The sequence below is a fragment of the Haloglomus halophilum genome (assembly GCF_024298885.1).
Lineage (GTDB): Archaea > Halobacteriota > Halobacteria > Halobacteriales > Haloarculaceae > Haloglomus > Haloglomus halophilum.
Genome location: NZ_CP101166.1, coordinates 638147 through 651505, shown reverse-complemented (window position 1 = coordinate 651505; position 13359 = coordinate 638147). Strand labels below are relative to the sequence as shown.

15 protein-coding genes are annotated in these 13359 nt (G+C 69.1%); 7 read left to right on the top strand and 8 right to left on the bottom strand.

Annotated elements, in window-relative coordinates:
* Window positions 1-10: 10 nt before the first annotated feature.
* Together NL114_RS03300 and NL114_RS03295 are read left to right on the top strand one after the other, a co-directional pair.
* Entirely contained in the window at window positions 11-1126 is a 1116-nt protein-coding gene (locus NL114_RS03300; RefSeq protein WP_254823376.1) for a putative sulfate/molybdate transporter, read from the top strand.
* 59 nt (window positions 1127-1185) lie between these two features.
* A complete protein-coding gene (locus NL114_RS03295; RefSeq protein WP_434084120.1) occupies window positions 1186-1749 on the top strand; it encodes an MGMT family protein in 564 nt (187 codons plus the stop codon).
* Window positions 1750-1763: 14 nt separating this feature from the next.
* Here the strand turns inward: NL114_RS03295 and NL114_RS03290 are convergent, their stop codons facing one another.
* Together NL114_RS03290 and lonB are read right to left on the bottom strand one after the other, a co-directional pair.
* The gene (locus NL114_RS03290; protein ID WP_254823375.1) at window positions 1764-2582 is read right to left on the bottom strand and encodes a CPBP family intramembrane glutamic endopeptidase; all 819 of its coding nucleotides are present in this window, start codon (window positions 2580-2582) and stop codon (window positions 1764-1766) included.
* Window position 2583: 1 nt separating this feature from the next.
* Window positions 2584-4692, bottom strand: coding sequence for an ATP-dependent protease LonB (lonB, locus tag NL114_RS03285; protein ID WP_254823374.1), 2109 nt, complete (start codon window positions 4690-4692; stop codon window positions 2584-2586).
* A 245-nt stretch (window positions 4693-4937) separates the two neighbouring features.
* On the opposite strand from lonB, the gene NL114_RS03280 reads away from it, so the two are divergent.
* Complete coding sequence (locus NL114_RS03280; protein WP_254823373.1) at window positions 4938-5462, top strand: nicotinamide-nucleotide adenylyltransferase; 525 nt, start codon at window positions 4938-4940, stop codon at window positions 5460-5462.
* A gap of 503 nt (window positions 5463-5965) precedes the next feature.
* Here the strand turns inward: NL114_RS03280 and NL114_RS03275 are convergent.
* Window positions 5966-6313 carry a DUF7991 family protein gene (locus tag NL114_RS03275; protein WP_254823372.1) on the bottom strand — a complete coding sequence of 116 codons (348 nt, stop codon included), beginning with the start codon at window positions 6311-6313 and terminating at the stop codon, window positions 5966-5968.
* 136 nt (window positions 6314-6449) lie between these two features.
* On the opposite strand from NL114_RS03275, the gene NL114_RS03270 reads away from it, so the two are divergent.
* A complete protein-coding gene (locus NL114_RS03270) occupies window positions 6450-7043 on the top strand; it encodes a response regulator transcription factor (RefSeq protein ID WP_254823371.1) in 594 nt (197 codons plus the stop codon).
* A gap of 52 nt (window positions 7044-7095) precedes the next feature.
* Here the strand turns inward: NL114_RS03270 and NL114_RS03265 are convergent, their stop codons facing one another.
* Genes NL114_RS03265 through NL114_RS03245 form a run of 5 tightly spaced genes read right to left on the bottom strand, consistent with a single transcriptional unit; the run spans window position 7096 to window position 10173 of the window.
* A complete protein-coding gene (locus NL114_RS03265) occupies window positions 7096-7713 on the bottom strand; it encodes a GTP-dependent dephospho-CoA kinase family protein (RefSeq protein WP_434084107.1) in 618 nt (205 codons plus the stop codon).
* On the bottom strand, window positions 7713-7910 hold the full coding sequence (gene spt4, locus NL114_RS03260) for a transcription elongation factor subunit Spt4 (RefSeq protein WP_254823370.1): 198 nt from the start codon (window positions 7908-7910) through the stop codon (window positions 7713-7715). Before spt4 ends, NL114_RS03265 begins: the two co-directional genes overlap by 1 nt.
* Window positions 7911-8486: a DNA-directed RNA polymerase gene (locus NL114_RS03255; protein ID WP_254823369.1), complete on the bottom strand. Its 576-nt coding sequence runs from the start codon at window positions 8484-8486 to the stop codon at window positions 7911-7913.
* A 60-nt stretch (window positions 8487-8546) separates the two neighbouring features.
* Window positions 8547-8942: a type II toxin-antitoxin system VapC family toxin gene (locus NL114_RS03250; protein ID WP_254823368.1), complete on the bottom strand. Its 396-nt coding sequence runs from the start codon at window positions 8940-8942 to the stop codon at window positions 8547-8549.
* A 1-nt stretch (window position 8943) separates the two neighbouring features.
* Window positions 8944-10173 (bottom strand): translation initiation factor IF-2 subunit gamma, encoded by a 1230-nt coding sequence (locus NL114_RS03245; protein ID WP_254823367.1) that lies wholly within the window; start codon window positions 10171-10173, stop codon window positions 8944-8946.
* 187 nt (window positions 10174-10360) lie between these two features.
* On the opposite strand from NL114_RS03245, the gene NL114_RS03240 reads away from it, so the two are divergent.
* The 3 genes from NL114_RS03240 (at window position 10361) to NL114_RS03230 (ending at window position 13224) form a co-directional block, all read left to right on the top strand.
* A complete protein-coding gene (locus NL114_RS03240; protein ID WP_254823366.1) occupies window positions 10361-11356 on the top strand; it encodes a winged helix-turn-helix domain-containing protein in 996 nt (331 codons plus the stop codon).
* Window positions 11349-11660 carry a hypothetical protein gene (locus NL114_RS03235; protein WP_254823365.1) on the top strand — a complete coding sequence of 104 codons (312 nt, stop codon included), beginning with the start codon at window positions 11349-11351 and terminating at the stop codon, window positions 11658-11660. The genes NL114_RS03240 and NL114_RS03235 overlap by 8 nt, the downstream gene beginning before the upstream one ends.
* 103 nt (window positions 11661-11763) lie before the next feature.
* Window positions 11764-13224 carry a cytochrome P450 gene (locus NL114_RS03230; protein ID WP_254823364.1) on the top strand — a complete coding sequence of 487 codons (1461 nt, stop codon included), beginning with the start codon at window positions 11764-11766 and terminating at the stop codon, window positions 13222-13224.
* Window positions 13225-13359 lie beyond the last annotated feature (135 nt).

Below are 13359 nucleotides of genomic sequence, written 5' to 3'. Positions count from 1 at the left end.
CCGGACGGCGATGGCCACGGCGGAGGTGTTCGGACGACAGGTCGCGCTTCGGTTCGACCGCGGCGAGGTCGCCGGTGCGCTTGGAGATTCGATCACGGTCCTCCCGCTCGTCGTGGCGCTGGGTGCCCTCACCGACGCCTCGCTCGGGCTGGTGTTGCTGGGGTTCGCGGTCTTCCAGGTCGTCTGGGGGGTCCACTACGGGCTACCGATGTCCGTCGAGCCGATGAAGGCACTCGCCGGCCTCGCCATCGCCGGGACGCTCGGCTACGGCGAACTCGTCGCTGCCGGCCTCCTCGCCGGCGGCTTCCTGCTCGCCGCGGGCGTGACCGGTCTCGTCGGTCGTATCGCTCGCCTCGTCGGGCGCCCGGTCGTCCGCGGGGTCCAGTTCGCGGTCGCGCTCCTCCTGCTCGTCGCGGGCGTCGAACTCGCGGCCGGCGCGCCCGTCGTGGCAGCCGGTGGCGTCGCCGTCGCTGCCGTCGCCGCGCTCGTCGACCATCGCGCACCCGCGCCCGCGGTGCTACTCGCGGGCACGCTCGCGGCGCTCTACGCCGTCGGCGGGACGCCGACAGTCGCGGTCCCCACGCTCTCGGCGTTCCCGACCCCGATGGTCACGCAGGACGCGCTGACCGGCCTCGCCGGCCAGCTCGCCATGACCGTCGGTAACGCCGCCGTCGCGACGGCGCTCCTGGTCGACGACCTCTACAGTCGCGATATCTCGCCCGACGGTCTCGCGCGGAGCATGGGTGTCACCAACCTGCTCGCGGTGCCGCTGGGCGGGGTGCCGATGTGTCACGGCTCCGGTGGCCTCGCCGGCAAGCACGCCTTCGGGGCGCGGACCGCCGGCGCGAACATCGTTCTCGCGGTCCTCTACGCCGGTGCCGCGCTGGTCGCCGGCCTCTGGAGCAGCTTCCCGATGGCCGCCCTGGGCGTGCTGCTCGTCCTCGTGGCGGTCCACCTCGGCCGCGTGGCGCTCGAATCGGTCGAGACGCCCGCCGAGGGCGCGGTGGTCGTCGGAACGGGCGTCGCCGCGCTCCTCGCGAACGTCGGCATCGCCTTCCTGCTGGCCGCCGGGGGACACGCGGCCTACGAGCGACTCCGTGAGCGGGCGACGACGGGCGAAGCTTGATTGCCCGGACGGGCGATGCCCCGTCCATGCCCGACCCCGAGGACGCCCCCGAGGACGATATGTCGGTGAAAGCCGACGCGGACGCCGAGGACGCCGACCCGCCGGCCGACCCGGCCGACCCGGCTGACACGGCCGACGTGACCACCGACGACGGCGCGCCCGGCCCGGAGTACGAGACGGGCATCTACGCCCGCGAGTCGCCGTACCTCGACCGCCACGTCCAGCTGGGCGTCGCGGGCGAGAAGCTCATCAACGTCTCCTTCCCGGCGGAGCCCAACGAGGATGCGGAGGACGAGTACCCGCTGCTGAAGCGTATCTTCGCCTATCTCGAGGGGAAGAAGGACCAGTTCCAGGACGTCGATATCGCGCTGACCGTCCCCACCGAGCAGCGGACCGTGCTGGAGGCACTCCGGAACGTGCCGTACGGCGAAGACGTCTCCGTCGAGCGGCTGGCCCGCATGGCCGGGCTGGACGACGACGACCAGGGCGACCTCCAGACCGTGCGGATGGCGCTCGACACGAACCCGGTCCCCATCGTCGTTCCCGACCACCGCGTCCGCGATGGCCCCAGCTCGGCGCCGCCGAAGGTCGAGCAGAAGCTCCGGTCGCTGGAGGGTCTGTAGCGTCGACCACCGCGTCAGGGCCCGAACGGCGGCTCCAGCCCGAACCCCTCGTAGGCCACGAACTCCACGGCGTTGACGAGGTAGTGCGCGACCACCACGACCAGCAGGCTCCCCGTCACGACGTAGCCGGCCGCGAGGACGAATCCCAGCAGCCCCGTCACGACGATGCCGATGGGCCCCTGTGCGCCATGGCCCAGTGCGAAGGCGACCGACGACGCGACCGCCAGCAGCCACGGCGACCAGCCGAAGCCCGTCGCCATGACGCCGACGAGCGCCCCGCGGAAGAGGAGCTCCTCGAAGCCCGCGATGAGCGGCAGGACCACGCCCAGCAGCAGCACCCAGCCACCGGCCGAGTCGGGGGCGAGCAGCTCGCGGAGGTCCTCGCTGGGGTCGTGCCCCAGCGCGCTCGCGGCGGCGCCCGCGACGCCGTTGGCCAGCGAGAGCGCGATGCCGAAGCCCACGCCGACCGCGAGCGCATCGAGACCGACATCGGCGCTCCCGACGCCGAACGCGCTCGCCGGGATGCCGGTGTACCACGCTCCGGCGAGGAGGAGGAGTCCGAACAGGCCCTGCGAGAAGGCGACGTTGACCAGCAGGACGGCCGAGGACATCGAATCCGGACCCGCCATCGACGCCTCGAACGGGCTCGCTGGTGTGGGGTCGGGCGCCCCGCTGGCGTCGAGGTGGTCGGCGCCGTCCTCGAGCCGGTCGAGCCAGCGGACCTCGCCCGGCGTGGCAGGTGGCGTGCCGACGGCTGCCTGTGAGGCGCGCGCCAGAAGAAGCAGCAGAACCGTGACCGCGACCGCGACGCCCGCGAACGCGGCCCACCGCACCTTACTGCGGCGAGGGAGAGCCGCTGGAGCGGCCGACCTGCCGGTCCAGCGCGGAGCCGGTGATGTTCTTGAGGCGGTCGACCAGCGAGTCCTTCTCGGGTTCGCCGGCCAGCGCGACCTCCAGCACCTCGCTGATGTGCGTGACCGGGATGATCTCGATCTGGTCCTTGAACTCCTCCTCGATCATCACGTCCTGCTCGTTGGCGGCCGGGATGATGACCCGGTCGAGGCCGGTCTTGGCGGCGGCCTCGATCTTGTGGGTCACGCCCCCGACCGGCAGCACGTCGCCACGGACCGACAGCGAGCCGGTCATGGCGAGGTCCTGCTCGACGGGGATGTCCTCCAGCGCGGAGATGACCGCCGTGGCCATCGTCACGCTGGCCGAATCACCCTGCACGCCCTCGTAGGACATGACGTACTGGATGTGGATGTCCTTCTTGCCGATGTCCTCGTCCGAGAACTTCTTGATGATGGCCGAGACGTTCTGGACGGCCTCCTGAGCGATGTCCTGCAGGTTCCCGGTGGCGATGACCTCACCGGCACCCTGTGCCGGCGTGACCTCCGCCATGACGGGCATCACGATACCGGAGTCCTCGCCCATGACGGCGAGGCCGTTGACGCGCCCGACGACCTGGCCCTCCGAGACGGAGAGCTCGTAGTCCTTCCGGCGCTCGATGTAGTCGTCGGCGAGCTGCTGCTCGATGGAGCGGCTGCGGCGCTTGGCCTGCAGCACGTGGTCGCGCGTGGTGAACTCGGCGTTCTCGGCCCGGGCGATGTCGCCCGCGACACGCACGAGGCCGCCGAGGTTCCGGAGTTCCAGCGTGAGGTGCTCCTTCCGGCCGGCACGCCGCTGGGCCTCGAGGATGACCTCCTCCATCGCGCCCTCGTCGAACGCGGGGAGCCGGCCGTCCTTCTCGACCTCCTGGGCGATGAACCGGGCGTACTTCCGGCGCATCTCCGGGGTGTCGCGGATGGTGTCGTCCATGTACACCTCGTAGCCGTACCCCTTGATACGGGAGCGCAGCGCCGGGTGCATGTTCTCCATCGCGTCGAGGTTCCCGGCGGCGACCATCACGAAGTCACACGGGACGGCCTCGGTCTGGACCATCGCACCCGAGGAGCGCTCGGACTGGCCCGTGATGGAGAACTCGCCCTCCTGGATGGCGGTCATCAGCTTCTGCTGGGACCGGATGTCGAGGGTGTTGATCTCGTCGACGAACAGCACGCCCTTGTTGGCCTTGTGGATGGCGCCCGCTTCCACGCGGTCGTGGCTCGGGGTCTCCATCCCGCCGGACTGGAACGGGTCGTGCCGGACGTCGCCGAGCAGTGCGCCGGCGTGCGCGCCGGTCGCGTCCTCGAACGGCGCGGTCTGCTGGTCGGCGTTGTTGACCAGCAGGTTCGGGATCATCGCGTCGCTGCCCCGCGAGGAGTAGCGGAACGCGAGGTAGATGACACCCGCCGCCAGGATGCCGAGCAGGAGTTGCCCGGCGATGAGCAGCGAGTAGCCGAAGACCACCGCGATGATGATCCACATCAGGAAGCTCCGCATCTGGTTGCGCTTCCTGGCTTCCTCCTTGTGTGCTTCGACGATCTGTTCGCCCTTCCCCGCGGGCACGGTGCGGACCTTCGGCTCGTTGCCGTCGTCCGGGTTGTGGTAGACGAGGATGTCCTGCAGGTCCTCCTTCGGGAGGAGCTGGCTCATCGCCTTCGCGAGCATCGACTTGCCCGTCCCGGGCGAGCCGATCATCATGACGTGGCGGCGCTGCTTGGCCGCCTTCAGGATGATGTCGCGGGCGTCGTCCTGCCCGATGACCTGGTCGACGAGGCGGTCGGGAACCTCGATATCGTCGGTCGAGCCGATCTGGAGGCCACCGAGCAGCCCGTCCTCCTCCTCGGGCTCGACCTCCGCGCCGGCCTCGACGGTGACGTCGCTCCCGAGGTCCGACCCGTCGGTCAGTTCGTCGGACTCCTCGGCGGGCGCCGGCGGCCCGCTCGGGGTCTCGCTCTCCTCCCGGTCGAGCGGGATGCCCGGGTCGGGGTGCTCCTCCTCGGGCACCTCGTCCTCGGACCCGCGACCGGGGTGCTCATCCGCGTTGTTGTCATCGCTCATAGAACCGTTGCTATCATCGATATGGAGGGGCCTTCGACTGATATACTTTCTCCCAACTGGTGACCGCCGTACACGCGTAAACCGGGCGACAGCGGCTCTCTAACGAGTTTCGGCGCGAGCAGCTGCTGGCGGTGCCCGGCGCTCCTCGTGGACCGGCCAGCGAGCGTGGTGACGGGCGGCCGCCGCGTGGGACGGCGACCCGGGGGGCTTATGAACGGGGCCACACAATCCGTCGAGGAGACAGGATGGCAACCAGTCGAGGGTTCTACATCGGGCGATTCCAGCCCTACCACGAGGGTCACCAGGCGATGGTCGAGCGCATCGCTCGGGACGTGGACGAACTCGTTCTCGGCATCGGGAGCGCCGACCAGTCGCACACGCCCCACGACCCGTTCACCGCCGGCGAACGGGTGATGATGATCACGAAGGCCACCCAGGGGATGGACCTGCTCACCTACGCGGTCCCCATCGAGGACCTCAACCGCAACGCGGTCTGGGTAAGTCACGTCCAGTCGATGAGCCCGAACTTCGACGTGGCCTACTCCAACAACCCGCTCGTCATCCGGCTGTTCGAGGAGGCCGGCATCGAGGTCCGCCAGTCCGAGATGTACCGCCGCGACGAGTTCCAGGGCACCGAGGTCCGCCAGCGCATCATCGACGGCGGCGACTGGCAGTCGCTCGTCCCCGACCCCGTGGTCGACGTACTCGAGGAGTGTGACGGCGTGGCGCGATTGCGGCAGGTCGCGGACTCGGACGACCCCGACGAGTAGCAGCGAGACGTAGTTCGTATTCTCTGGGGATTTTATTTCTAATGGTCCCTATTCATATATTATGGGCACAGATAGATATTAATTACGAGATATAATTGGTTATTGTGGTGTGCTGAAGTTCTATGTCGCCGGTAACCGTGGGGCTGTAGCCCTGTCGGTAGGCTGGTCGTGCGTGGTTACTGGTCTGCTCTGGTGGGAGTCGAGCCGACAGCGCTGACCGGACTCTGTTGAAAGCCCCCGCGGGCTGAGGGTCCCGCGGCTCGCTGCGCTCCTCGGGTTCGCTTCGCTCACCCTGCGGTGCTTACGTCGCCGGGGGACCGCTCAGCCCGCGGCCCCTTTCAGTCCCGCCCGATGCAGCGCTCCAGGGTCGCTTCGCACCGTGCTGGCTCGGTGCGGACGCTCCGTGAGACGAGTAATCTCGGGTGGGAATGGAAGCGGCCAGGGGCTTCCAACACGGTTCTATTCACGACGGAGAGCTCTGCATCCCGCTCCAACTACACTCCCTACAGCTCCCGTCGGTTCCGACTCGAACGCTCCCGGTACTCGGCGGGCAGGTCCACGTCGTCGGGTGCGGGCATCCAGAAGTAGTCGAAGGCGATGCCGGTCGCCAGCGGGAGGACCACCGTCAGGCCCATGACCGCGGCCGGGTTGCCCAGGTCCGGGCCGAGCCCCACGCCTCCGAGGACGATGGTGAGGACCGTCAGGACCAACGTTCCCAGCAGGACGGCGTACAGTGCCGCGCCCCAGCGGGTGTTGAGCCGGACCCGGAAGAATCGGGTCAGCAGGGCGGCCGCCGCCGAGTTCACCCCGAGGATGACGAGCAGGCCGACCACGTCGGCGATGGAGATCATTCACGCGCCCGTAGGGTGGCCGGGTGTATCAGTCCCTCGGCGTCGTCGGAGGTCGTCGCGGGGCCGTGCCGGCGCGGGTGATACTCTATATCCTGGTGACCGCTAAATTAAGGTTGTCTGGAACCGTAACAGTGTTATGTCCGACAGCAACACCGAGTCTTCTCCCACGTCCGGCGCCGTCTCCTCTCCGGGAGCGACCGTCCTCATCGTCGACGATGAGGCGGCGATGACCGAGATCCTCTCGACCTGGGTCGGCGAGCGCCACGAGACCCTCGTCGCCTACGACGGCCAGGAGGCGCTGGATGTCATCACCGAGGACGTGGACGTGGTGCTCCTCGACCGTCGGATGCCCCGGATGGGCGGTGACGAGTTCCTCCTGGAGATGAAAGAACGGGGTTACGACGCCCGCGTCGTCATGCTGACCGCGGTGGACCCCGGGCCGGACATCGTCAGCCTCCCGTTCGACGACTACATCACCAAACCCGTCACGAAGGACGTGGTGCTCAGCGTCATCGACCGGATGCTCCGGCTCCGCAAGGCGGGGAAGGCGGTCCGTGAGTACCACTCGCTGGAGCGCCGACGGGACGTGCTCCGGACGGCGCGACAGACGACGGGGGTCTCGGACTCGGAGGCGTTCGAACTCCTGACGCGCCGGCTCGAGGCGGCTGCGAAGGATGCCGGCGCCGGACTGGCGTGGTTGAAGGAGGACTACTACCAGACGCGACAGTAACCGGGTCTCGGGAGGATTCCAGGGCGTCTCTCGCGGTGTCGCACGCGCCGCGTTACGCCCCGAGCAGGTCACGGACCTGCTCGATGTCGCCGTCCATCCGTTCGAGGAGGTCCCAGACGCCGGCACGGGCCTCGTCGTCCACGGTCGCGAGGACCATCCCCTCGTCGGGCTGGCCGTAGACGACGCCCGCGTCGTCCGGCGCCACGGCGAGCGCCGGGAGCGCGGCGAGGTCCTCCTCGCCCTCCGTCACCTCGATGACCGTCGACTGGCCCTCGCCGGCGGTCGCGCGGTCGAGCGCGGCCCGGAGTTCCTCGAGGAGCCCCACGGTGAGCGTCGCGGCCGGGTTCCGGACCCGGACGTGGTGGTCGAACGCACCCGTGTCGATGGCGTCCCGGACCTCCGCGGTGACGGCTTCCCGCTTCGTCTTCCCGTCGACCAGCGCGATGGCCGGGCGGGTGTGGCCCAGCAGGAGATGGTAGGTGACGATGTCACCGACGGCGATGAGCGGGCTTCCCGACCGGCCCAGCAGTTCGTCGGCGTCGGTGTAGATGGGGCCGAGCGGGTCCTTCAGCTCGTGACGCATCGAGTCGGGCAGCGAGAGGACGACCCGGGGCTGGCCGGGGTCCGGGGAGTCGTCGTCGGCGCCGTTCGCATCCCCGGCGTCGGCCATTATCGGACCTTGAGGGCGTACTTGCCCGGCTCGGTCACGTCCATCTCCTCGGCGATCCGTGACTCCTCGGGGTGGGCGATGATGACGTAGCCGGCCCAGTCCTCCGTGACGGAGGTCGAGCCGCAGGCGGGGCACTGCTCCCCGTCGTCCGTCTCGAGCACGCGGTGGCACTCGCGGCAGACGAGTCGGTCGGCCATCTAATCACCCGCCTGGCCCTGCTGGGCCCGGCGCTTGCGGTCCTGCTCGAGCCACTCGTGCTTGCCGAGACCGGGCTGCTTGGCCGTCAGGCCGATCTTCGAGTCGCGTGGATTCCGCTCGTCGATGCTCTTGGTGACGATGCGTGCCCGCACGGAGTCACCCACCGAGAGGACGCGGCTGGAGTCGCGCGAGGCGAGCTGCTGGTTCTCCTCGTCGTAGGCGAGGTACTCGTCGTCGATCTGCGAGACGTGGAGCAGCCCGTCGACGGGGCCGATACCGACGAAGGCGCCGAAGTTGACGACCTCGACGACCTCGCCGTCGACGACCTCCTGCATCTCGGGGTCGAACGTGAGAGCGTCGAACTCGGCCTCGTAGTAGACGCCGGGGCGGTTGGGGAGGACGGCGCCGGTGCCGATGTCGTGGATATCGATGACGCTCACGACGGAGCCGACGTCCTCGTCCATCCGGCCCTCCAGTTTGTCCTGCAGGAGTCGTTTCACCAGGTCGGGGGAGACGTCCGCCAGGTGCTTGGGCGGCACCTCGACGGTGTCCTTGAGTCGAACGCGTTTGTACATTGGTTGTATCGTGTGTGGTCCGGGTGTGGTGTTCTCGTGTGCGGTCCGGGAGACGGCGAGTTACGGCTGAGTGAGCGCGAGTTCGTTTCGCCCGCGTAAACCGATTACGGGTACGTCGCGGGCCAGCAGGCGGTCGCGCAGCTCGGCGTCGTTCGTGGCGACACAGTCGACGGTGGCTCCCTCGCCGGGGTCGCGGGTCGCGATCTCGACGACGGCGTCGTCGGCGTACTGCTCGGTGTGGGCGACCTGCTCGCACCGGTCGGCGAGGTCGCGGCCGACGCTCGCGGCGACGGCCTCCTCGCCCTGCCCCTCGCTGAGCTTCTCCAGCTCCGCGACGCACGCGGCCGGGACGACCGGCTCCGGGTCCTCCAGCACCCGGTCGAGTTCCTCGAAGACGCGCACGTCGCACTCGACGGGCATCATGAGCGCGTTGGTGTCGAGCAGGACCGAGGTCATCCTATCGCAGCGTCCCCACGCCGATGAGCCGCCAGCGCGAGCCGACACGGCGATTGATGGCGATCTTCGCGCCCTCCTGGGCGCAGACGGGCCGCTTGAGCGCGACCTCGCACTCCTCGTCGCGGGCGCTGGTGACGGAGCCGACGGTCGTGGCGGTCCCGACGGTGAGCATGAGGGGTTCGCCCGTCGAGATGGGCTCGATCTCCTCGGCGTCCTCGCCGACGACCCGTTCGAGCAGGTCCACGTCCATCACGAACGAGTCCCGCGTCGGCGGGAGCGAGCCCGGCGGCCCGGCGACCTGCCCGGCCAGCGCGTCGCCCTTCGTGAACGAGGGGTCCAGTCCCGTGCCGACGCCGATGAGGCCACCCGGCGTGGCCTCGTCGGCGGACTCGCCGCCGGCCTGCAGCGACCGGACGGTGGTCTCGACGGGGCGGTACTCAGACTGGCCGCCCTCCTCGACCTCGCGGCCCGGGCGGATCTCCATCTCGTCGTCGACGTGGAGGCGACCCTGCGAGAGCGAGCCGCCGATGACACCGCCCATCAGCCCGCCGGCGTCCGTGCCGGGGCGGTTGATGTCGAACGAGCGCGCGACCTGCAGCCGTGCGTCGGCGTCGGCGTCGCGCTCGGGCGTCGGAATCTCCTCCTCGATGGCGTCGATGAGGACGTCGATGTTGACCTCCTGCTGTGCGGAGACGGGGACGATGGGGGCGCCCTCGGCGACGGTCCCCTCGATGAAGTTCTCGATCTGCTCCCTGTTCTCGAGGGCGGCCTCGCGGTCGCGGACCAGGTCGATCTTGTTCTGGGCGATGACGATGTTGTCGATGCCGATGATGTCCAGCGCCATCAGGTGCTCCTGGGTCTGGGCCTGGGGCACCGGCTCGTTCGCGCCGATGACCAGCACGGCGCCGTCCATGATGGATGCGCCCGACAGCATCGTCGCCATCAGCGTCTCGTGGCCGGGGGCGTCGACGAACGACACCGTCCGCACGACCTCCGTCTCCTCGCCGTCGACCTCCTCTGCTACAGTGTAGCACTCGGGCGGGTCGGCGCCCGGCCGCCGGCGGAAGGTGGCGTCAGCGTACCCGAGGCGGATGGAGATGCCGCGTTTCATCTCCTCGGAGTGCTGGTCGGTCCACTCCCCCGAGAGCGCCTGCACCAGGGTCGTCTTCCCGTGGTCGACGTGGCCGACCAGTCCGATGTTCACCTCCGGTTGTCGGTGTGTGTTCGACATCAGTAATATACCGGTTATCATCCCCTGCGGCGTATAAGGCTACCGAAGTGGGGCGTCACGCCAGTCGGGTCGGCTCGACCGCTCGCTGCTGTCTCGCCCGCCGTGGCCCCTCGGGCGCTCGTCTCGGCTCCCTTACAGAAACCCGCTTCAGCCAACGCTTTAGCCGGTACGGGACGACGGCACACACATGAGCGACGACGCCAGCGCGAGCGAGGATTCCATCCTCCAGTGCGAGGAGTGTCTCCCGCCGGCGGACGCGTTCGCCATCGTCGGCAACGAGACGCGCCTGCATATCCTGGAGGCGCTGTGGGCGGCCGACCGGCCCGCGGCGTTCTCGGAGCTGCGGCGGTCGGTGGGGATGCGCGATTCGGCACAGTTCAACTACCACCTCTCCAAACTGCGGGGCCAGTTCGTCCGCAAGACCGACGACGGCTACGAGTTCCGCCAGGCGGGGAAGGCCATCGTCCGTGCGGTGCTGGCGGGGACGTACAACCAGGACCCCGAACTGGAGCCGTTCCCGGTCGAGGGCGAGTGTGTCGCCTGTAGCGGCGGTCTGCAGGCCTCGTACCGTGACGAGGCGTTCCTCATCATGTGCGCGGAGTGCCAGCGTCCACACGGCACCTACCCGTTCCCGCCCGGAGGGCTGGAGGACCGCTCCCGGGACGAGGTGCTGTCGGCGTTCAACCAGCGGGCCCGACACCTTGCCTGCCTCACCGCCGACGGGGTCTGCCCGGACTGCAACGGGCGCGTGCGGACTGAGATCCTCGAGCCCGAGGACCTCCCGCCGGACAAGGTGAAACCCATCGCCGAGCAGGACCTGTTCGTCGTCCACGAGTGCGAGCGGTGCAACAATCATATCGTCTCCTCCGTCGGGCTGACGCTCCTGGACGACGCCGAGATCGTCTCCTTCTATCGGGACCACGGTATCGACCTGAACACGGTCCGCTTCTGGACGCTGGAGTGGTGCATCAGCGACCGGCATCTGGAGATCCTCTCGCGGGACCCGTGGCGGCTCCGGGTGACGGTGCCGCTGGGCGACGAGGAGCTCCGGGTCACCGTCGACGACGACATCGCCGTCCAGCACACCGAGCGGCGGGCACGGACGGGCGACGCGGCGACGGAGGCGACGACACCGACCGAGGCCGGCGACACCGAGGAGCCGCTCGGGACGCAGGATGCGTGACCTCCGACGGTGGCTGTCGGCGGCCACCCGCTCGCTGGCGGTCGATATCGCGGGGCGGGAGCGCCGGCAGGCGGCGCGCTCGCGCATCCGGACGCTGCTGGTCGACCTGCTCGTCCTCGGCTGTGTCCTGCTCGTCGCCCTGCTCGTGGTGGCCGTCGCCGGCCTCGCCATCGGCGTCACCGTCTCCCACGGACAGAACGTCCCGGTCGTCGTCACGGCGTGGACGCTGCTGATGGCACAGCTCGCGTTCGTCCCGCTGGTTGCGATGCGGGTCGGAACCGCCGTCTACACCCGGCTCGGTTGACGCCGCCGTTCCGGTCGCTCCGGACGCATCGCCCCCCGACATAAGACCCCCGCCCGTATCCGGGGCACGAGACTTATCAACACACACCACGCAACCGCCGGCTATGAGTTCAGACACCGGGCCGACTGGCGGCAGCATCGACACCGTCGGGTCGGGAGGAGTCCGCGACGAGGAGGACGACTCGGCAGGAGCGGCGGCCGACGAGGAGGTATCGGACCTGCCGCTGGCGCCCTACCCGCCGAACCTCGGGAACCCGAAGCTGCACGCGCTCCGGCAGGTGCAGGACCCCATCGGGTTCAGCGACCGGGCCGCGGCCGTCCGTGATGTCTACCGCGTCTGGCTCCCCGGCCTCGGTGACCTGACGCAGGTCACCCATCCGGACCACATGAAGCGTGTCATGCTGACCGAGCGCGAGAAGTTCCGCAAGTCCGACGACTTCGGCATCGCGTTCGGCGACGGCCTCCTCACCGTCGAGGGTGAGGAGTGGGCCCAGCAGCGCAAGACCCTGCAGCCGCTGTTCGTCCGCGAGAGCGTGATGGGCCACGCCGAGACGATGGTCGAGCAGGTCCAGCGCCGCGTCGGTCGCTGGGAGGGTGGCCAGCAACTCGACCTCCAGTCGGAGATGACCGACCTGACGCTGGACGTGCTGTTCGCGGCCATCCTCGGGCGCGAGCTCGAACTCGACGGCGACGAGAAGATCCGACGGGGTGCCGAGGCGCTGCACGACTGGTTCCTGCCCACCTCCTACCCGCTTCCACGCTGGATGCCGACGCCCGCGCGCCGACGGTTCAGACAGGGCAAGCAGACGCTCCAGGAGGAGGCCGACCGCCTGCTCGACGAGGCCGCCCGGAACCCGCCCGCGGACCCGACGGAGGCCGACGACCTGATGAGCCTGCTGGTCGGCCTCCGCGAGTCCGGGATGACCGACTCGGGGATGTTCACCGACGAGGACCTCCGCGACCAGATGGTGACTATCATCTTCGCGGGCCACGACACGACGACCACGTCGCTGACGTTCGCGCTCTGGGCGCTCGCCGAGCATCCCGACATCCGCGAGCGGTTCCACCAGGAGGTCGACGCTCTGGACGGCCCGCCGACCGCCGAGGACATCGAGGAGGGACGGCTGGAGTTCACGGACAAGGTCGTCACCGAGACGCTCCGGCTGTTCCCCCCCGTCTACGCGCTCCCCCGTGTCGCCGACCAGGACGTGCAGTTCGACGGCTATCGCGTCCCCGAGGGTGAGCGTATCGGCGTCCTCATCCGGCGCATCCAGCGTGACCCCCGGTTCTTCGACGACCCTACTGATTTCGACCCGGACCGGTGGACCGACGAGTTCCGGCAGAACCTCCACGACTTCGCGTACGCGCCGTTCGGCGGCGGCCCACGCATCTGCATCGGCCGCCAGTTCGCCCTGCTCGAAGCCAAACTCTCGCTGGCGACCATCGCCCAGGACTACGAGCTCTACTACCTCGGCGAGGAGGGCGACCACGACGGCGCGCCGCTCTCGCCACAGATGACGCTCCGGATGAAGGAGGGCCAGGAGTTCCTCATCACCGAGCGCTGAGCCCTCCTCCCGTCTATCGTTCTCCCGCCGCTCGGTTCGTGTACGTATCCTTACAGAAGGAGGGTCCAGTAAGCTCGCATACAGAAATGTAATTCAGATTACCATTATCCGTCCGGGGGTCCTCGATACAGATGA

Coding starts and splice junctions, on each gene's coding strand:
- NL114_RS03300 (WP_254823376.1), top strand. CDS start 11: ATGGCCACGGCGGAGGTGTTCGGACGACAGGTCGCGCTTCGGTTCGAC.
- NL114_RS03295 (WP_434084120.1), top strand. CDS start 1,186: ATGTCGGTGAAAGCCGACGCGGACGCCGAGGACGCCGACCCGCCGGCC.
- lonB (WP_254823374.1), bottom strand. CDS start 4,692: ATGAGCGATGACAACAACGCGGATGAGCACCCCGGTCGCGGGTCCGAG.
- NL114_RS03280 (WP_254823373.1), top strand. CDS start 4,938: ATGGCAACCAGTCGAGGGTTCTACATCGGGCGATTCCAGCCCTACCAC.
- NL114_RS03275 (WP_254823372.1), bottom strand. CDS start 6,313: ATGATCTCCATCGCCGACGTGGTCGGCCTGCTCGTCATCCTCGGGGTG.
- NL114_RS03270 (WP_254823371.1), top strand. CDS start 6,450: ATGTCCGACAGCAACACCGAGTCTTCTCCCACGTCCGGCGCCGTCTCC.
- NL114_RS03265 (WP_434084107.1), bottom strand. CDS start 7,713: ATGGCCGACGCCGGGGATGCGAACGGCGCCGACGACGACTCCCCGGAC.
- spt4 (WP_254823370.1), bottom strand. CDS start 7,910: ATGGCCGACCGACTCGTCTGCCGCGAGTGCCACCGCGTGCTCGAGACG.
- NL114_RS03255 (WP_254823369.1), bottom strand. CDS start 8,486: ATGTACAAACGCGTTCGACTCAAGGACACCGTCGAGGTGCCGCCCAAG.
- NL114_RS03250 (WP_254823368.1), bottom strand. CDS start 8,942: ATGACCTCGGTCCTGCTCGACACCAACGCGCTCATGATGCCCGTCGAG.
- NL114_RS03245 (WP_254823367.1), bottom strand. CDS start 10,173: ATGTCGAACACACACCGACAACCGGAGGTGAACATCGGACTGGTCGGC.
- NL114_RS03240 (WP_254823366.1), top strand. CDS start 10,361: ATGAGCGACGACGCCAGCGCGAGCGAGGATTCCATCCTCCAGTGCGAG.
- NL114_RS03235 (WP_254823365.1), top strand. CDS start 11,349: ATGCGTGACCTCCGACGGTGGCTGTCGGCGGCCACCCGCTCGCTGGCG.
- NL114_RS03230 (WP_254823364.1), top strand. CDS start 11,764: ATGAGTTCAGACACCGGGCCGACTGGCGGCAGCATCGACACCGTCGGG.